Source organism: Streptomyces sp. TE5632, assembly GCF_054061295.1.
Genome location: NZ_JBSSEA010000003.1, coordinates 624,534 through 642,122, shown reverse-complemented (window position 1 = coordinate 642,122; position 17,589 = coordinate 624,534). Strand labels below are relative to the sequence as shown.

The 17,589-nt window shown below is 71.2% G+C and carries 15 protein-coding genes; 7 read left to right on the top strand and 8 right to left on the bottom strand.

Features of this window, described 5'->3' with window-relative positions; translation table 11 throughout:
* Positions 1 to 9 precede the first annotated feature (9 nt).
* Positions 10 to 756 carry an SDR family NAD(P)-dependent oxidoreductase gene (locus ACVW19_RS08070; protein ID WP_457457911.1) on the top strand — a complete coding sequence of 249 codons (747 nt, stop codon included), beginning with the start codon at positions 10 to 12 and terminating at the stop codon, positions 754 to 756.
* A 7-nt stretch (positions 757 to 763) separates the two neighbouring features.
* On the opposite strand, the gene ACVW19_RS08065 is transcribed toward ACVW19_RS08070, so the two are convergent.
* A complete protein-coding gene (locus ACVW19_RS08065; protein WP_457457909.1) occupies positions 764 to 1,966 on the bottom strand; it encodes a mechanosensitive ion channel family protein in 1,203 nt (400 codons plus the stop codon).
* Between the two features lie 125 nt (positions 1,967 to 2,091).
* Between ACVW19_RS08065 and ACVW19_RS08060 the strand changes: the two genes are divergently transcribed.
* Positions 2,092 to 2,667 (top strand): dienelactone hydrolase family protein, encoded by a 576-nt coding sequence (locus tag ACVW19_RS08060; RefSeq protein ID WP_457457907.1) that lies wholly within the window; start codon positions 2,092 to 2,094, stop codon positions 2,665 to 2,667.
* 10 nt (positions 2,668 to 2,677) lie between these two features.
* Here the strand turns inward: ACVW19_RS08060 and ACVW19_RS08055 are convergent, their stop codons facing one another.
* The 4 genes from ACVW19_RS08055 to ACVW19_RS08040 all read right to left on the bottom strand — a co-directional run bounded on the left by ACVW19_RS08055 (position 2,678) and on the right by ACVW19_RS08040 (position 7,726).
* Positions 2,678 to 4,363, bottom strand: a complete 1,686-nt coding sequence (locus ACVW19_RS08055) for an alkaline phosphatase D family protein (protein ID WP_457457906.1) — start codon at positions 4,361 to 4,363, stop codon at positions 2,678 to 2,680.
* A gap of 267 nt (positions 4,364 to 4,630) precedes the next feature.
* The gene (locus ACVW19_RS08050; protein WP_457457904.1) at positions 4,631 to 5,455 is read right to left on the bottom strand and encodes a thioredoxin domain-containing protein; all 825 of its coding nucleotides are present in this window, start codon (positions 5,453 to 5,455) and stop codon (positions 4,631 to 4,633) included.
* Positions 5,456 to 5,561: 106 nt separating this feature from the next.
* Positions 5,562 to 6,266, bottom strand: a complete 705-nt coding sequence (locus ACVW19_RS08045) for a hypothetical protein (RefSeq protein WP_457457902.1) — start codon at positions 6,264 to 6,266, stop codon at positions 5,562 to 5,564.
* 101 nt (positions 6,267 to 6,367) lie between these two features.
* Entirely contained in the window at positions 6,368 to 7,726 is a 1,359-nt protein-coding gene (locus tag ACVW19_RS08040; RefSeq protein ID WP_457457900.1) for a DUF2252 domain-containing protein, read from the bottom strand.
* 194 nt (positions 7,727 to 7,920) lie between these two features.
* Between ACVW19_RS08040 and dnaE the strand changes: the two genes are divergently transcribed.
* Positions 7,921 to 11,460: a DNA polymerase III subunit alpha gene (gene dnaE / locus ACVW19_RS08035; protein WP_457464489.1), complete on the top strand. Its 3,540-nt coding sequence runs from the start codon at positions 7,921 to 7,923 to the stop codon at positions 11,458 to 11,460.
* Between the two features lie 151 nt (positions 11,461 to 11,611).
* Here dnaE and ACVW19_RS08030 read toward each other — a convergent pair whose 3' ends face one another.
* Positions 11,612 to 11,776 carry a hypothetical protein gene (locus ACVW19_RS08030; RefSeq protein WP_457457898.1) on the bottom strand — a complete coding sequence of 55 codons (165 nt, stop codon included), beginning with the start codon at positions 11,774 to 11,776 and terminating at the stop codon, positions 11,612 to 11,614.
* Between the two features lie 222 nt (positions 11,777 to 11,998).
* Here ACVW19_RS08030 and ACVW19_RS08025 point away from each other — a divergent pair, with 222 nt between their 5' ends.
* From ACVW19_RS08025 to ACVW19_RS08010, 4 genes are all read left to right on the top strand, one after another.
* On the top strand, positions 11,999 to 13,201 hold the full coding sequence (locus ACVW19_RS08025; RefSeq protein WP_457457896.1) for an NYN domain-containing protein: 1,203 nt from the start codon (positions 11,999 to 12,001) through the stop codon (positions 13,199 to 13,201).
* A gap of 191 nt (positions 13,202 to 13,392) precedes the next feature.
* On the top strand, positions 13,393 to 14,367 hold the full coding sequence (locus ACVW19_RS08020) for an ABC transporter ATP-binding protein (RefSeq protein ID WP_457464488.1): 975 nt from the start codon (positions 13,393 to 13,395) through the stop codon (positions 14,365 to 14,367).
* 131 nt (positions 14,368 to 14,498) lie between these two features.
* The gene (locus ACVW19_RS08015; protein ID WP_457457894.1) at positions 14,499 to 15,320 is read left to right on the top strand and encodes an ABC transporter permease; all 822 of its coding nucleotides are present in this window, start codon (positions 14,499 to 14,501) and stop codon (positions 15,318 to 15,320) included.
* Between the two features lie 34 nt (positions 15,321 to 15,354).
* Positions 15,355 to 16,128, top strand: a complete 774-nt coding sequence (locus tag ACVW19_RS08010) for an AAA family ATPase (protein WP_457457892.1) — start codon at positions 15,355 to 15,357, stop codon at positions 16,126 to 16,128.
* Positions 16,129 to 16,293: 165 nt separating this feature from the next.
* Here the strand turns inward: ACVW19_RS08010 and ybaK are convergent, their stop codons facing one another.
* Both ybaK and ACVW19_RS08000 read right to left on the bottom strand, forming a co-directional pair.
* Positions 16,294 to 16,794, bottom strand: a complete 501-nt coding sequence (ybaK, locus tag ACVW19_RS08005) for a Cys-tRNA(Pro) deacylase (RefSeq protein WP_457457890.1) — start codon at positions 16,792 to 16,794, stop codon at positions 16,294 to 16,296.
* Positions 16,795 to 16,838: 44 nt separating this feature from the next.
* On the bottom strand, positions 16,839 to 17,579 hold the full coding sequence (locus ACVW19_RS08000) for an LON peptidase substrate-binding domain-containing protein (RefSeq protein ID WP_457457888.1): 741 nt from the start codon (positions 17,577 to 17,579) through the stop codon (positions 16,839 to 16,841).
* Positions 17,580 to 17,589 lie beyond the last annotated feature (10 nt).

Here is a 17,589-nt window from a genome sequence, read left to right as displayed (position 1 = left end):
GGTCGGGGTATGACGAGAAACGTGGTGATCAGCGGGGGCGGTACGGGGATCGGGCTGGCGGCGGCACGGATGTTCGCCGCGGACGGGGACCGGGTGCTGCTGCTCGGGCGGCGCGGGGACGTGCTGGAGCGGGCCGGGGCCGGGGTGCCGGGGGCGTCGGTGTACGCCGCCGACCTCGCCGACCCGGTGGCCGTGCGCGGTGTCAGCGGCTTCGTGGGCCGGGAGTTCGGGGCCGTCGACGTGCTGATCCACAGCGCCGGGGGCAACGGCCTCCTCGAGCCCCCCGCCGGGGGCGACGACCCGCTCGACGCCGTCGCCCGCCACTGGACGGTCAACTTCCGGCTCAACCTGCTGACCGCCGTACTGCTCACGGAGGCCCTGAAGGACCGGCTCGCCGAGCCCGGCGGGCGGGTGCTGTTCCTGAGCTCCATCGCCGCCTACCGGGGGTCCGGGCAGCTCGCGTACGCGGCGGCCAAGGCCGGGCTGCACCCGTACGCCCACGACCTCGCCCGGAAGCTGGGGCCGCACGGCATCACGGTCAACGTGGTCGCGCCCGGCTACATCGAGGACACCGCCTTCTTCGGCGACGGCCTCGACGACGAGCGGCGGGCGCGGCTGATCGCCGAGACGTCCGACGGCCGGGCCGGGAGGCCCGGGGACGTGGCCGCCACCCTGCACTGGCTGGCCTCCCCGGGCGCCGGGCACATCACCTCGCAGATCATCCAGGTCAACGGCGGTGCGGAACGCGGCCACTGAGACGCCGTCAGCGCTGGTCGGTGCTTGTTGAGCTTGTTGAGCTTGTTGCGTTTGCCGGGTTTGACGGGTTTGCAGGCGTTTCCCGTTTCCCGGTGGTCTCGTGCGGGCCGCGGGCCGCCGGTACGGTGCCGGGGGAGCGACGGTGGCCGTCGAACTCCGGCGCCAGGCCCGGCGGCAGCTGCGCGGCGGCCGTGCTGACCCGGGGCAGGGCGTAGGGGTGCTCCTCGGCCAGCCAGCGGATCATCCGCTCGCGGACCGTGACCCGTACCGTCCATATGTCGTCCGCGTCCCTGGCCGTCACCAGGGCCCGCACCTCCATGGTGCTGGGCGTGCTGTCCGTCACGGTCAGGTTGTAGGCGCGGCCGTCCCAGGCCGGGCACTCCCGCAGGATGTCGCGGAGCCTCTCACGCATCGCCTCCAGCGGGGCCGAGTGGTCGAGGTGCCAGAAGACGGTGCCGGTCATCTGCGGTGTGCCGCGCGACCAGTTCTCGAACGGCTTGGACGTGAAGTACGACACCGGCATGGTGATCCGGCGCTCGTCCCAGGTGCGCACGGTCAGGAAGGTCAGGGTGATCTCCTCGACCGTGCCCCACTCGCCGTCCACCACGACCGTGTCGCCGATGCGCACCATGTCGCCGAAGGCGATCTGCAGTCCGGCGAACAGGTTGCCGAGTGTGGACTGGGCGGCGACACCGGCGACGATGCCGAGGACACCGGCCGAGGCCAGCAGCGAGGCACCGGCCGTGCGCATCGCGGGGAAGGTCAGCAGCATCGCGGCCGCCGCCACCACCCCGACGATCGCCGAGACCACCCGCCTGATCAGCGTCACCTGGGTGCGCACCCGGCGGACCCTGGCCGGGGAGCGTTCGCGGTGCACGTTGGCGTACCGGGTGTACGAGGTCTCGACGACGGCCGCCGCGATCCGGATCGCCATCCAGGCGACCGATCCGATCAGCACCAGCGTCAGAATCCGCCCGATGCCTTCCCGGTGGTCCTCGAACAGCCGGGCCTGGTCGTACGTCCCTCTCAGCAGGGCCGCGCAGATCAGCAGCTGGTAGGGGATGCGGGCGCGGCGGAGCAGCTCCCACAGCGGGGTCTCGGGGTGCTGTTCGTCGGCCTTGCGCAGCAGTCGGTCGGTGGCCCAGCCGAGCACCAGGGTGAGCACGACCGAGCCGCCGACCACGATCAATGGGCGGAGCACATCTTCCATGCCCTCGAACGTAACCGGCCTCGCGCGGAGTGAACATGTGAGGTTCGCGCCGTCGTGGGTACGGCCCCCGGCCCGGCCGACCGGGCCGGCACGGGATGTCACACCCGGCTGGCACCATGGGCGTCATGAACATCATGCTGTTTCACTCGACCTACGGCCTCCGGCCCGCGGTGTCCCGGGCCGCGGACCGGCTGCGCGGCGCCGGACACGAGGTGTGGACGCCCGACCTCTTCGAGGGCCGTACGTTCGACACGGTCGAGGAGGGCATGGCCCACCAGGAGTCGATCGGCAGGGACGAGTTGCTGAGACGGGCCGTCCTCGCCGCCGCGCCCTACTCGGAGCGGGGGCTGGTGTACGCCGGTTTCTCCTTCGGCGCCTCGGTCGCCCAGACGCTGGCCCTGGGCGACGGCAAGGCGCGCGGGCTGCTGCTTCTGCACGGCACCTCGGACATCGCGGCGAACGCCGAGGTGGACGACCTTCCGGTGCAACTGCACGTCGCCGAGCCGGACCCGTTCGAGACCGACGACTGGCTGAGTGCCTGGTACCTGCAGATGGGCCGCGCCGGAGCCGACGTCGAGGTGTACCGGTACGCGGGGGCCGGTCACCTCTACACCGACCCCGGCCTGCCGGACCACGACGAGGAGGCCGCCGAGGCCACCTGGCGGGTGGCGCTCGGCTTCCTCGACTCGCTGGAGGACTGATCCGGGGACGTCAGACCGGGGTGTGGACGCGCTCGACCCGCTGCGTGCCGCTGCGGGTCCGGTACGAGCGGGCCCACGCGGACGTGGCGGCCGGGTCGGTGCGGCCGGACAGCACGTAGTAGTCCATCTGCGCCCGCTCGGCGGTGACGTCCAGCACGCCGTAGCCGTGGCGGTCGGTGTCGACCCAGTGGACATGCCGGTTGGCGGCCCTGATCAGCGGTGAGGCGACCGTGGAGACGGTGCCCTCGGGAACCTTGACGATGTCGTCGAGGTTGTCGGAGGTGACCGAGGTGACGACGAACTCGGTGGCCGCCGACGGGGACAGCGGATAGGTGCCCGCGTTCACCGGCACGTCGTTGGCCCACGCCATGTGGATGTCGCCGGTGAGGAAGACCGTGTTGCCGATCGCGTTCGTCCGCAGATGGGCGAGGAGTTCGCGGCGGTCGTCGGTGTAGCCGTCCCACTGGTCGGTGTTGAGGGCGAGGCCCTCCTGCGGCAGGTCCAGCAGCTCGGCGAGCGGCTTCAGCAGACTGGCCGGGAGCGCGCCGAGGGCGAGCGGCGAGATCATCACCGAGGTGCCGACCAGCCGCCAGGTGGTGTCGGACGCCGACAGTCCCGCCTTCAGCCAGTCGAGCTGGGCGCGGCCGGTGAGGGTGCGGTCCGGGTCGTCGACCTCGCCGTCGCCGAGCGGGACCTGCTGGGAGCGGAAGGAACGCAGGTCCAGCAGCGAGAGGTCGGCGAGCCTGCCGAAGCGCAGTCGGCGGTAGGTGGTGCCGGCCAGCGCGGGACGCACGGGCATCCACTCGAAGTAGGCCTGCTTGGCCGCGGCCTGACGTGTGGCCCAGGAGCCCTCCGCGCCCTCGGTGTGGTTCCCGGCGCCGCCCGACCAGGCGTCGTTGGCGAACTCGTGGTCGTCCCAGATCGCCACGACCGGTGCCTTGGCGTGCAGCGCCTGGAGGTCGGGGTCGGTCTTGTACGTCGCGTGCCGGACGCGGTAGTCGGCGAGGGTGACGATCTCGTGGGCGGGCGCGTGCGGGCGGACGGTCCTGCCGCGGGTGCCGTACTCGCCGGTGCCGTACTCGTAGATGTAGTCGCCGAGGTGCAGCCAGGCGTCCAGGTCGCCGCGGGCCGCGAGATGGCGATACGCCGAGAAGTGCCCGGCCTCCCAGTTGGAGCAGGAGACCACGCCGAAGCGCAGACCGGTCACCGCGGCGTCGGCGGCCGGGGCGGTGCGGGTACGGGCGACGGGGGAATCGGTGCCGCCGGCGGAGAAGCGGAACCAGTAGTCGGTGGCCGGCGTCAGGCCGCGGATGTCGGCCTTGACGGTGTGGTCGGAGGCGGCGGTGGCGCGGGTCGAGCCCTTCGCGACGACGGTGCTGAACGCCTTGTCCAGGGCGACGGTCCAGCTGACCTCGGTGTCGGGGCCGAGTCCGGAGCCGGGTATCGCCTCCGGCGTCGGAGTCACCCGCGTCCACAGCAGGACGCCGTCCGGCAGCGGGTCGCCGGAGGCCAGCCCGTGCAGGAAGGCGGGGGCCGGGGCGGTGGCGGCGCGGGCGGACGGCGCGGCGGCGAGCGGCCCCGCCAGGACCGCACCGGCGGCGGCTGCCTTGACGACCGTACGGCGGCGCGGAGCAAGGGAGTTGGCGTCCGCGGCGGCGGAGCCGGTGCTCTCGGATGATCTGTGTCGACTGGTCACAGCCGATCAGGTTACTGGCAGGTACACGTGAGAGCGGGCGAACTCGCAAAAGTTCGCCCGCTCTTCAGTGCGTGGTCAGCCGACCGGGCTTCTCACGGGCTCAGGCCCTGCCTTCCTTGCTGCCGGAGCAGTACGTGAGAGTGCCGTCGGCGCCCTTCTGAGGCAAACCTCCAGAAGGGCCCGGTTTGTCTCGGTAACGCTGAAGTCCCGGGCGGCGCGATACCCGGCCGCCCGCCCCCGGGGGCAGTGCCACGTCGTGCGGAGGAATCAGCCCTTGAGCGCCGCGTCGATCGCCGTCGTGTACTCCTCGGCGGTCATGGGGGTGTTCTGGCCGTCGCTCCCGGTGACCTTCTTGTCGTCCATGACCAGGCTCGGGGTTCCCCGGAAGTCGTACTTGTTCCCGTCCTCGTTGAACTTGTCGCTCATGAGCAACGCCCACTTGTCGTAGGTGCCGTCCTTCACGTCCTTCTGGAACGCCGTGTTGCCCTTCAACGCGTCGACGCTGTTCGCCACCTTGATCAGGTAGTCGTCGTCCTTGAACTTGTCGTCCGTCTCCTCGGGGTAGTACTCCGTCGAGTAGAGGGCCGTCTTGTAGTCCAAGAACGCCTCGGGGCTCACGTTCAGAGCGGCGCCCAGTGCGCTCAAGGCGTTTCGGGAGCCCTCGCCGGGGACGTTGTTGTCGATGAAGGTGGCGCCGACGTACTGAATCTTGTACTTACCGGCCTTCACGTCCTTGTGTATCGTCGGGCCGACCTGCTGCTCGAAGGCGGCGCAGGCCGGGCAGCGCGGGTCCTCGTACAGCTTCAAGGTCTTCTTCGCGTCGGACTTGCCGACGACGACGGTCGTGCCGTTCTCGCCGCTGCTGTTGGCCGGCTTGACGAGCTTGGCGTCCGCCGCGGCCTCCCAGGCGCTGGGCTGGTTGGCCTGGACGATCGCGTAGCCGATGCCGCCGGCTATCGCCAGGACGCCGACGATCGAGCCGGCGACGACGAGCTGGCGCTTGACCTTGGCCTTCTTGGCCTCGCGCTCGCGCTCGACGCGCAGACGCTCACGGGCCGCCGTCTTCGCCGCCTGGCTGTTCCGCTTGCTCATGGTGATGCTCTCCACAGGGGACGCGCACAGTGTGTGTGCGGGATACGTATGGGGGGACTGCAGATGCTCGGACTCCGGGTCGCCGACGCCGGGGCGGAGGGCCGCCTCAGACGAGGGCGGCGGAGCGCGGCGGTCCGCGCCGTCCCAGGGAGTGCACGAGGAACCGGACCACCACGGCCGTGGTGGTCCGGAGGGCCGGGCGATGCGGCCGACGGGCCTTCGGGGCCCGGCGCACGGTCACCGCGGCGACCGCCAGCAGCAGCGGCCGGAACGTGTTCGCCGCCATCGCGCCCAGCAGCTGGGCCAGCGCACGCTCGCCGCGGTGCAGCCAGGCGGCGGCGAGCAGGCCGACGCCGATGTGCGCGCCGAGCAGCAGCCAGGCGATGGCGGGGTCGGCCTGGGCGAGCAGACCGGCGAACCGGTCACCGCCCTCGGCCGCGGTGCCGGCCACCCGGGTCAGCGGGGTGCCCACACTGCCGCCGTCGCCGCACAGCAGGTCGAAGCCGACCGAGCGCAGCGGACCCGCGACCGGGCCGCCCATCCGTCCGTAACAGAGGTGCTGCCCGGTGGTGAACACGGTGTCGGCGGCCAGCTCCAGCGGGATCAGCAGGGCCGCGATCCGCCCGAAGGAGCCTTCCCGGCCCGCGAGCGCGTAGGCCAGGACGAACACGGCGGCGGCGATCATCGCCACCGTGTTCAGCGGCAGCGGAGCCCCGGACAGCAGCACGTGCGACGCGGCGCTGAGGGTCACGACCATGGTCGTGAACAGCGCCGCGCGCACGGCTCTGAGCGGGGCTCCGGGTATGTCCATGATGGGAACGAGTGTGTCACGTGCTCCGGTAAGGGATCCCTGAAGGGGTCCTGTGGACTGTGTCTCCCCGGCGGGCCGTGCCTCCCCGGGCAGGGGGAAGGTCACAGGCCCGGGATCCTGCCGTTGCGGAACAGGTCCAGGAAGATCTGGTGGTCACGGCGCGCGCGTGCGCCGTAGGTGTGCGCGAAGTCGACCAGCAGGGGCTCCAGCCCGTCCTCGTCGGCCGCGATCGCCGCGTCGATGGCGCGCTCGGTGGAGAACGGCACCAGGGACTCGCCGGAGGTGTCGTCCGCGGCCGCGTGCATCGTGGCCGTGGCCCGGCCGAGGTCGGCGACGACCTGGGCCATCTCCTCCGGCTCGTCGATGTCGCCCCAGTCCAGGTCCACGGCGTACGGCGAGACCTCGGCGACCAGCTGCCCCGCGCCGTCGAGCTCGGTCCAGCCCAGCCACGGGTCGGCGTGCGCCTGCAGGGCGCGCTGGGAGATCACCGTGCGGTGGCCCTCGTGCTGGAAGTAGTCCCGGATCGACGGGTCGGTGATGTGCCGGGAGACGGCCGGGGTCTGCGCCTGCTTGATGTAGATCACCACATCGTTCTCCAGGGCGTCGCTGTGCCCCTCCAGCAGGATGTTGTACGACGGCAGCCCGGCCGAGCCGATGCCCACGCCCCGGCGGCCCACGACGTCCTTCACGCGGTAGGAGTCCGGGCGGGCCAGCGAGGCGTCCGGCAGCGTCTCCAGATAGCCGTCGAAGGCGGCGAGGACCTTGTAACGCGTGGCGGCGTCGAGCTCGACCGCGCCGCCGCCGGAGGCGAAGCGGCGCTCGAAGTCACGGATGACGGTCATCGAGTCCAGCAGCCCGAAACGGGTCAGCGAGCGGGCGTCGCGCAGCGCGTCGAGCAGCGGACCCTGCGCGGTGTCCAGCGTGAACGGCGGCACCTCGTCGCGCTTCGCTCCGGTCGCCAGCGCGTGGACGCGCTCCCGGTAGGCGGCCGTGTAGATCCGCACCAGCTCGGTGATCTGCTCGTCGCTGAGCGCCTTCGCGTAGCCGATCAGCGCCATGGAGGCGGCGAAGCGCTTGAGGTCCCAGGTGAAGGGGCCGACGTAGGCCTCGTCGAAGTCGTTGACGTTGAAGACCAGGCGGCCGTTGGAGTCCATGTACGTGCCGAAGTTCTCCGCGTGCAGATCGCCGTGGATCCACACCCGGGACGTCCGGTCGTCCAGGTACGGGCCGCTGTACACCCTCCCACCACCCCGCCCGGCGTTCTCGGATTTCTCAGCTTTCTGATCATGGTAAAAAAGGCACGCCGTGCCCCGGTAGAACGCGAACGCCGAGGCCGCCATCTTCCGGAACTTCACGCGGAACGCGGCCGGGTCGGCGGCCAGGAGCTCGCCGAAGGCGGTGTCGAGAACGGCGAGGATCTCCTCGCCGCGGTGCTCGTCGTCGAGCTGCGGGACCGACATCGCTGAGTGCCTCCTGGTACGGGACGTCCGGGGACGGCTGATCCGTCCCCTGCCTAACGCGCGGCGCGTCACGGGAGTGCCCGCGCCACTCGCCGGAAGGTACGACGGCGGGGCCCTCGAGTGTCAGTGCCGGAGCATAGACTTCGACGTTGACCACCTGCCCGTCACCCCTCGTTCTCCTCGGAGGCCGCACCGTGCCGAAGTCGCCCTTCACGCACCTGCACGTCCACACCCAGTACTCGCTGCTGGACGGTGCCGCGCGGCTGAAGGACATGTTCAACGCCTGCAACGAGATGGGCATGAGCCACATCGCCATGTCCGACCACGGCAACCTGCACGGCGCGTACGACTTCTTCCACACCGCGGAGAAGGCCGGAGTCACCCCGATCATCGGGATCGAGGCGTACGTCGCGCCCGAGTCGCGGCGCACCAAGCGCAAGATCCAGTGGGGCCAGCCGCACCAGAAGCGGGACGACGTCTCCGGTTCCGGCGGTTACACCCACAAGACCATCTGGGCGGTCGACAGCACGGGTCTGCACAACCTCTTCCGGCTCTCCTCCGACGCGTACGCCGAGGGCTGGCTGCAGAAGTGGCCCCGGATGGACAAGGAGAGCATCGCCCAGTGGTCCACCGGGCTCGTCGCCTCCACCGGCTGCCCCTCCGGTGAGGTCCAGACCCGGCTGCGCCTCGGCCACTTCGACGAGGCGCTCAAGGCGGCCGCCGACTACCAGGACATCTTCGGCAAGGACCGGTACTTCCTGGAGCTGATGGACCACGGCATCGACATCGAGCACCGGGTCCGCGACGGCCTCCTGGAGATCGGCAAGAAGCTCGGCATCCCGCCCCTGGTCACCAACGACTCGCACTACACGTACGCGCACGAGGCGACCGCCCACGACGCGCTGCTGTGCATCCAGACCGGCAAGAACCTCTCCGACCCCGACCGCTTCAGGTTCGACGGCACCGGCTACTACCTCAAGTCCACCGAGGAGATGTACGCCATCGACTCCTCCGACGCCTGGCAGCAGGGCTGCGACAACACCAGGCTGATCGCCGAGATGGTCGACACCACGGGCATGTTCGAGAAGCGCGACCTGATGCCCAAGTTCGACATTCCGGAGGGGTACACCGAGGTCAGCTGGTTCCGCGAGGAGACCCTGCGCGGCATGCACCGCCGCTTCCCGGGCGGCATCCCGGACGACCGCATGAAGCAGGTCGAGTACGAGATGGACACCATCATCTCGATGGGCTTCCCCGGGTACTTCCTCGTCGTCGCCGACTTCATCATGTGGGCCAAGAAGCAGGGCATCGCGGTCGGCCCCGGCCGTGGCTCCGCCGCCGGCTCGATCGTCGCCTACGCCCTCGGCATCACCGACCTCGACCCGATCCCGCACGGCCTGATCTTCGAGCGGTTCCTCAACCCCGAGCGCATCTCCATGCCCGACGTCGACATCGACTTCGACGAGCGCAGGCGCGTCGAGGTGATCCGGTACGTGACGGAGAAGTACGGCGCCGACAAGGTCGCCATGATCGGCACCTACGGCAAGATCAAGGCGAAGAACGCCATCAAGGACTCCGCGCGCGTGCTGGGCTACCCGTACGCCATGGGCGACCGGCTCACCAAGGCCATGCCCGCCGACGTCCTCGGCAAGGGCATCGACCTCGACGGCATCACCAACCCCTCGCACCCGCGTTACAACGAGGCCGGCGAGATCCGCGCGATGTACGAGAACGAGCCGGACGTGAAGAAGGTCATCGACACCGCCAAGGGCGTCGAGGGCCTGGTCCGGCAGATGGGTGTGCACGCGGCCGGCGTGATCATGTCCAGCGAACCCATCGTCGACCACGCCCCGATCTGGGTGCGGCACACCGACGGCGTGACCATCACACAGTGGGACTACCCCCAGTGCGAGTCGCTCGGCCTCCTGAAGATGGACTTCCTGGGCCTGCGCAACCTCACGATCATGGACGACGCCATCAAGATGGTGAAGGCCAACAAGGGCATCGACCTGGAGATGCTCGCCCTGCCGCTGGACGACCCCAAGACCTTCGAACTGCTCTGCCGCGGTGACACCCTCGGTGTCTTCCAGTTCGACGGCGGTCCGATGCGCTCGCTGCTCCGCCAGATGCAGCCCGACAACTTCGAGGACATCTCCGCCGTCTCGGCCCTCTACCGGCCGGGCCCGATGGGCATGAACTCGCACATCAACTACGCGGAGCGCAAGAACGGCCGCCAGGAGATCACGCCGATCCACAAGGAACTGGAGGAGCCGCTCCAGGAGGTGCTGTCGGTCACCTACGGCCTGATCGTCTATCAGGAGCAGGTGCAGAAGGCCGCCCAGATCATCGCGGGCTACTCACTCGGCGAGGCCGACATCCTCCGCCGCGTGATGGGCAAGAAGAAGCCGGAGGAGCTGGAGAAGAACTTCGTCATCTTCCAGGCCGGCGCCCGCAAGAACGGCTACAGCGACGAAGCCATCCAGGCCCTCTGGGACGTGCTGGTGCCCTTCGCCGGCTACGCCTTCAACAAGGCGCACTCCGCCGCGTACGGACTGGTCTCGTACTGGACCGCCTACCTCAAGGCCAACCACCCCGCCGAGTACATGGCCGCGCTGCTCACCTCGGTCAAGGACGACAAGGACAAGTCGGCCGTCTACCTCAACGAGTGCCGCCGCATGGGCATCAGGGTGCTCCCGCCGAACGTCAACGAGTCCGAGTCGAACTTCGCCGCGCAGGGCGACGACGTGATCCTCTTCGGCCTGTCCGCGGTCCGCAACGTCGGCACCAACGTCGTCGAGTCGATCATCAAGAGCCGCAAGGCCAAGGGGAAGTACGCCTCGTTCCCGGACTACCTCGACAAGGTCGAGGCGGTCGTCTGCAACAAGCGGACCACGGAGTCACTGATCAAGGCGGGTGCCTTCGACTCCATGGGGCACACCCGCAAGGGCCTCACCGCCCAGTACGAACCGATGATCGACAACGTGGTCGCGGTCAAGCGCAAGGAGGCCGAGGGACAGTTCGACCTCTTCGGCGGCATGGGCGAGCAGGAGACCAGCGAGCCCGGCTTCGGCCTCGACGTCACCTTCACCGACGACGAGTGGGACAAGACCTACCTGCTCGCGCAGGAGCGGGAGATGCTCGGCCTGTACGTCTCCGACCACCCGCTGTTCGGACTGGAGCACGTCCTGTCCGACAAGGCCGACGCGGGCATCTCCCAGCTCACCGGCGGTGACTTCGGCGACGGCGCGGTGGTCACCATCGGCGGCATCATCTCGGGCCTCCAGCGCAAGATGACCAAGCAGGGCAACGCCTGGGCGATCGCCACCGTGGAGGACCTCGCCGGTTCCCTCGAGTGCATGTTCTTCCCCGCGACCTACCAGCTCGTCTCGACCCAACTCGTCGAGGACGCCGTGGTGTTCGTCAAGGGCAGGCTCGACAAGCGCGAGGACGTGCCGCGCCTGGTCGCCATGGAGCTCCAGGTGCCCGACCTGTCCAACGCGGGCACCAACGCGCCCGTCGTGCTCACCATCCCGGCCACCAGGGTCACCCCGCCGATGGTCAGCCGCCTCGGCGAGATCCTCGGCCACCACAAGGGCGACAGCGAGGTCCGCATCAGGCTCCAGGGGCCGACGAAGACGACGGTGCTGCGCCTGGACCGGCACCGGGTCAAGCCGGACCCCGCCCTGTTCGGCGACCTCAAGGTCCTCCTCGGCCCGTCCTGCCTGGCGGGCTAGTACCCCGAGGGACCCCAGGGACCGGTGTGCGCCGGGCCGGTCGGCCGACGTGTGAAGAGATACCCGAGACGTAAGAGGGGTGCGCCCGGTGACGGGCGCACCCTTCTGCGTGTACCGTGCGCGGGGCGCTCAACGGCCCCTCGCGCAGGTGTCAGTTGTGGCCGAAGCGCTTCTGCCGGCCCTTGCGGGAGATGTCGCCGGGAGTGATCTGCGGGCCGTGCTGCTCGGTCTGCGGTTCCGCGGCGGCCGGCTGGGTCGCCTGCTGGGAGCGCGCGGCCGGCTGTTGCTTCCGTTCACGGTTCTTGTTCTTGGCCATGGTGATGCCTCCTGTGGGGGATCTAGGGGCCAGGGCCGGGACCAGACTCACATAGCAGAGTGATGGTCGCATGTCGGACAATTACCGTGTGTGACAGGGTGAGTGGGCGAAGGGAGTGTGGAAACGCCACGCCGAAGATCGAGTTCGGACCGTTAACCCCGGCACGGTCGGGCAGACTCGAAGCAAGCCCGAAGCAAACCTCCCGGAAAGAGGGTGGATCGCGTGGACCGCTGCATCGTCCTGGTGGACGCCGGGTATCTGCTGGGGGCCGCCGCCAGTCTCCTCGCCGGGGAGCCCTCGCGGTCCCGCATCACCGTCGATCACGCCGCCCTCATCCAGGGGCTGCGCGACCGTGCCGAGTCCGACACGAGTCAGCCCCTGCTGCGGATCTACTGGTTCGACGGCGCCCCCGACCGCGTGCCGCAGCCCGAGCACCGCCGGCTGCGGGTGATGCCCAGGGTCACCGTTCGGCTCGGAGCTCTCACGCGCAGTGACGGCCGTTGGGCGCAGAAGGGCGTGGACGCCGCCATGCACGCCGAGTTGACCGAGCTGGCCCGCAACCGCGCCTGTTCCGACATCGTCCTGGTCACCGGCGACGGCGATCTGCTGCCCGGCATGATGGCGGCCAAGGAGCACGGCGTCGCCGTCCACCTGTGGGCCGTGCAGGCCGCCGACGGCGACTACAACCAGTCCGAGGACCTGGTCGCCGAGGCCGACGAACGCCGGGTGCTGGACCGTGCGTGGATCACCAAGGCGGTGCGGGCCAAGGACTTCTCCGGGGTGTGCGCCCCGCCGCCCCCCGCCCGTCCCGACATCGCCGCGATCCTCTCCGCCCCGCTGCCGGAGTCCGCCCCGGCCGCCGAGCAGGCCGAGCAGGAACCCCCGCATCCGGTCGGCGCCGGGCACAACGGCACCGGAGAGCGGTCGCCCGCCCCCAAGGGCGTACCCACCCCCAAGGATCTGGCGGCCCTCCGCGGCCCCAGTGCCCCGCACCCGCACCAGCCGCAGTCCGCCACCCTGCGCTGGTCCTCCGACAAGGGCTGGGTCGACCGGTCCGTCACCGAGCCCGCCGACGCCGCATCGCTGCCGACGCTCGCCCAGCTGACCTCCGCGGAGCAGCGATGGGCCGACCGCGAGGAGGACATCACCACGGTCGGCGGAGACCCCTTCGAGGTGGGGCAGGTCTTCGCCCGCCGCTGGGTGGACCGGCTCGGGGACCAGAGCGGCATCCAGAGGCTGTCCGCCATGTACCCCCGCATCCCGCACCGCGTCGACGGCGAGCTGCTGCGCTACGCCGCCCGCTTCGGCCTGCTCGCCCACAAGGACGACCAGATCGACGAACGCGACCGGTACGCCATCCGCGCGGGCTTCTGGCGCGAGCTGGACCTGCGCACGGGGACGGAGCGCGCAGCGGCCGCGGAGTGACCGAGAGCCCGCCCGGTGTCCGCGCCGCCGCGCGACGGCGGCCCTTCGCGGCGGGTGCGGCGGGTTTGTCGTTCTACCGGTGGTTTTGGGGCGGTCGGCCGACCCGGGAGCGGACCCGGGCCGCGGACCCCGTAGTCTCGTCCCTTGTGAGCACGCGCGCGGTACACGCATTCCGGCACGATGGCGACATCGTGTGCGCGGTGCGCGGGCTGACCAAGACGTATCCGGCGGCCCGCGGACGCCGCGGAGTCCCGGCGACCCCCGAGGTCCGGGCCACCGACGACGTGACGCTCGACGTCCGGCGCGGTGAGATCTTCGGGCTGCTCGGGCCGAACGGGGCCGGCAAGTCCACCCTGGTACGACAGCTCACCGGTCTGATGCGGCCCGACCACGGCAGTGTGCGGATCCTCGGCCACGACATCGTGCGTCACCCCGAGCGCGCCGCGCGGATCCTCGCCTACCTCGGGCAGGAGTCCACCGCGCTCGACGAGCTGACGGTCTCGCTCGCCGTCGAGACCACCGCGCGGCTGCGCGGCCTCGACGCGAAGCAGGCTCGTACGGACCGGGACGCCGTCCTCGACGAACTGGGGCTCACCCCGATCGCCGGACGCCCCTTGAAGAAGCTGTCCGGAGGTCAGCGCCGGCTGGCCTGCTTCGCCACCGCGCTGGTGGGGGAGCGGCCGCTGCTCGTGCTCGACGAACCCACCTCCGGGATGGACCCGGTGGCGCGGCGCGCCGTGTGGTCCGCCGTCGACCGGCGCCGGGTCGAGCACGGCACCACCGTGCTGCTGGTCACCCACAACGTCATCGAGGCCGAGACCGTCCTCGACCGGGTCGCCGTCCTCGACCGGGGCCGGGTGATCGCCTGTGACAGCCCGGCCGGGCTGAAGGAGCGGGTCGCGGGCGAGGTACGGGTCGACCTGGTGTGGCGCGAGGCGGCCCCGCTGCACGTGCCCGAGGTGGCCGCGCTCGTGGACCGCGCCGTCGAGTCGGGTCGCCGCTGGACGCTGCGGCTCGCACCCGAGGAGGCCCGTACGGTCGTCGCCACCGTCACCGGCGGCGCCGCCTTCGCCGCGCTGGACGACTTCACGCTCGCCACGCCCAGTCTGGAGGACGTGTACCTGGCGCTGGGCGGTGCCGTGCGGCAGGGACTGGTGAAGGCGTGAGCGACGGCGGGGCGCTGAGCGCACCGGGCACCGTATCCGTACGGAACAGGACGGCTGCCGGGGTGGATACGAGTGAGTCTCCGGCTGAACCTCCGAGGGAACCTCCGTTGGAATGGGAAGGGGAGCGCGACGTGAGTGTCGTACCCGCCGATGTCCTGCCGGGTGGCGCCCTGGCCGCGGAGGAGGCCGCGCCGGAGCCGGCCGTACTCGGGCCGCGGGCGCGGCTGTGGCCCTCACTGGCGGCCGTGTACCGGGCGCAGCTGTCCCGGGCGCGGGTGGCGCGGATCCCGCTGCTGTTCGTGGCGACCTTCCAGTCCGTCGGGATCATGATCCTGATGCGCGGGGTCGTGGACGGCGGCGGTGAGGCGCGGGCGGTGGTCGCCGGATCGTCCGTCCTGGTCGTCGCCTTCGTCGCGCTCAACCTGCTCGCGCAGTACTTCGGACAGCTGCGGGCCGGCGGCGGCCTCGACCACTACGCGACCCTGCCCGTCCCGCCGGCGGCGGTGGTGCTGGGAGCCGCCGGCGCCTACGCCTCGTTCACCGTGCCGGGGACCGTGGTGACCGCGGCCTTCGGATGTGTGCTGTTCGGGCTGCCGCTGACGCATCTGTGGGTGCTGGCCGCGGTGATCCCGCTCTCGGGAGCCGCGCTCGCCGGGCTGGGGGCCGCGCTGGGGCTGCTCGCGCCGCGGGCCGAGTTCGCCACGCTCCTCGGCCAGCTGGGCATGTCGGCGGCACTGCTGCTGGGTGTGCTGCCGGCGGAGCGGATGCCGGAGGCGGTACGCCTGGCCCGGGACCTGCTGCCGTCGACGTACGGCGTCGAGGCCCTCGCGCGGACCTTCGCGCCGCATCCCGACTGGGCCCTGGTCCTGGGCGACCTCGCCGTGTGCGGGGTGGTCGGTGTGCTCTCGCTGGCCGTGGCGACCTGGGCGTACCGCAGGGCCGCTGTCCGGTGACGCGTCGCACAGCCGGGCCTGGCACGATGTCAGGGTGAGCGCACCTCTGACACCACCACCGCCTCCGCATGAACATTCCCCGCACGGCGGGTGGCAGCCGCCGTCGGCCGGCCAGGTGGCCGCCGCGTCCGCGGACGGGTCCACCGGCCCCGGCCATACCGGGCCCGCCGGATCCGCCGGGCCCGCCGGTCACGGTGGCCACACCGGCTACGGCTGGTACGAACAGGACGGCCCCGGGATGAGGACGGAACTGCGCGAGGCCGCCGTGACCGCGGTGGCGGTGGCGCTCGGCGGGGTGCTGCTCGGCGTGCTGTGGTGGTGGCTGGCGCCGCGCGTGCCGCTGACGGGCGACGTCGTGGGCGACAACTGGGTCGTCTACCTCAAGGACACCGAGGGTGAGCAGGCCATCGGGGTGGACGGGACGTTCACGCTGCTCGCCCTGGGGCTCGGCGCGGTGAGCGCGCTCGCCGCGTTCCTCGTGCGACGGCGCGGGGGCGTGCCGCTCGTGGTGGCGCTCGGGGTCGGCGGGCTGCTCGGGTCGTTGCTGGCGTGGCGGCTCGGGGTGTGGCTCGGGCCCGCGCAGGACGTCGTCGCCCACGCGAAGGACGTGGGCAAAGGGGTGACGTTCGACGCGCCACTGAAGCTGAGCGCCAAAGGAGCGCTGCTGGCCTGGCCGTTCGCCGGGCTGGTCGTCCACCTGGGACTGACCGCGCTCTTCGGCCCCCGCGACCCCGACCCCTTCCCGCCGGTGGACTCCTATGTCCCGTACGTCCCGCAGCGGCCGGACGACGGGGCCCCGGGAGCGTAGCTCCCCGGCGGTCCGGGGCGGGGCGTGCGGAGGTCCGGTTCGGGCGGGGCGCCTGCCGTGGTTCGCACGGCCCGTCCCGGTGCGCCACTTGCGTTTGCGGGTTTTCTCCGACAAGCCCCGCCGTGCCTCTTCTGATCGACCGAAGAAGTGGGGCTCGTCGAGGGCTCAGACACGCCCGATCGGGGCGAGTACCGCCGCGGTCAGCTCGGCCAGGTCGCCCGGGGCGAGCTCGACCTCCAGGCCGCGGCGGCCGGCCGAGACACAGATCGTCTCGTGCAGGCCGGCCGAGTCGTCCAGGACCGTCCGGAGCCTCTTGCGCTGGCCCAGGGGCGAGATGCCGCCGCGGACGTAGCCCGTGGTGCGTTCCGCGAGGGCGGGGTCGGCCATCGCGGCCCGCTTGCCGCCCACCGCCGCCGCCAGGCCCTTCAGGTCCAGCTGCCCCGCCACCGGGACCACCGCCACCGTCAGCACGCCGTCGACGTCCGCCACCAGCGTCTTGAAGACACGGTCCGGGGAGACGCCCATCGCCTCGGCCGCCTCCTTGCCGTAGGACGGGTGCGCGGGGTCGTGGTGGTAGGAGTGGACCGTGAACGGCACCCCGGCCGCGGTGAGTGCCACCGTCGCGGGCGTACCGCCCGGCTGCTGCTTCTTGGACTTCTTCGCCATTCCTGCCCCCTGGCCCTGCCGCTGCCGCTACTGCCTCTGCTGCCTCAGTTGAGATTGGTCGGTCCGCGGGTCAGCTCGGCCGCGGGCAACGACGGCAGGTGGCGGATGATGGCCGTCTCCGTGCGAAGGAGTCTCAGCTCGTCGCGGAGCCGGGACGCCGTGTCCGGTGCCTGGAGCAGACGCTGCTTGGTCGGCGTGTCGAGCATCATCGCGGCGGCGACCAGGTACGACACCACTCCCGGCTCGTCCGGCAGTTCCGCGCCGGTCGCCAGCGACCGCTCCCGCGCTCCCGCCAGCCGCTTCTGGTACTGGCGGAACGCCCGCAGCACCCCCTCCGCGAGCGCCCCCGCCTCCTCACCGGGTTCCTCGGCCACCGGTTCCAGCTCGGCCGTCAGGAACGGCCCGGAGGCGTCGACCGACAGCAGCCGCATCCGGGTCGTTCCCGTCGCCAGCACCTCGAAGGTGCCGTCGGACCGCTCCCGGATCGTGGCCGCGTCGGCCACACAGCCCACCTTGTGGAAGGCCCGCAGCGGGTCCGGTCCGAAGCCCGCCGCCGGGCCCCGCTCGGGTACGGCCGTCGGGTCGGGCATGCCGGGGGCGCTCGGGGCGACCTCGTGGCCGTCGCGAATCGCCACGACGACGAACCGGCGCGGCTCGTCCTCGGGGGTCTTCAGAAGCTCGCGCATCATGGCGCGATAGCGCTCCTCGAAGATGTTGAGCGGAAGCACGAGCCCCGGGAACAGCACCGAGTTCAGGGGGAAGAGCGGGAGCCGGACGGTGGTCACGACGCAAAAG

Coding starts and splice junctions, on each gene's coding strand:
- ACVW19_RS08070 (WP_457457911.1), top strand. CDS start 10: ATGACGAGAAACGTGGTGATCAGCGGGGGCGGTACGGGGATCGGGCTG.
- ACVW19_RS08065 (WP_457457909.1), bottom strand. CDS start 1,966: ATGGAAGATGTGCTCCGCCCATTGATCGTGGTCGGCGGCTCGGTCGTG.
- ACVW19_RS08060 (WP_457457907.1), top strand. CDS start 2,092: ATGAACATCATGCTGTTTCACTCGACCTACGGCCTCCGGCCCGCGGTG.
- ACVW19_RS08050 (WP_457457904.1), bottom strand. CDS start 5,455: ATGAGCAAGCGGAACAGCCAGGCGGCGAAGACGGCGGCCCGTGAGCGT.
- ACVW19_RS08045 (WP_457457902.1), bottom strand. CDS start 6,266: ATGGACATACCCGGAGCCCCGCTCAGAGCCGTGCGCGCGGCGCTGTTC.
- ACVW19_RS08040 (WP_457457900.1), bottom strand. CDS start 7,726: ATGTCGGTCCCGCAGCTCGACGACGAGCACCGCGGCGAGGAGATCCTC.
- ACVW19_RS08030 (WP_457457898.1), bottom strand. CDS start 11,776: ATGGCCAAGAACAAGAACCGTGAACGGAAGCAACAGCCGGCCGCGCGC.
- ybaK (WP_457457890.1), bottom strand. CDS start 16,794: ATGGCGAAGAAGTCCAAGAAGCAGCAGCCGGGCGGTACGCCCGCGACG.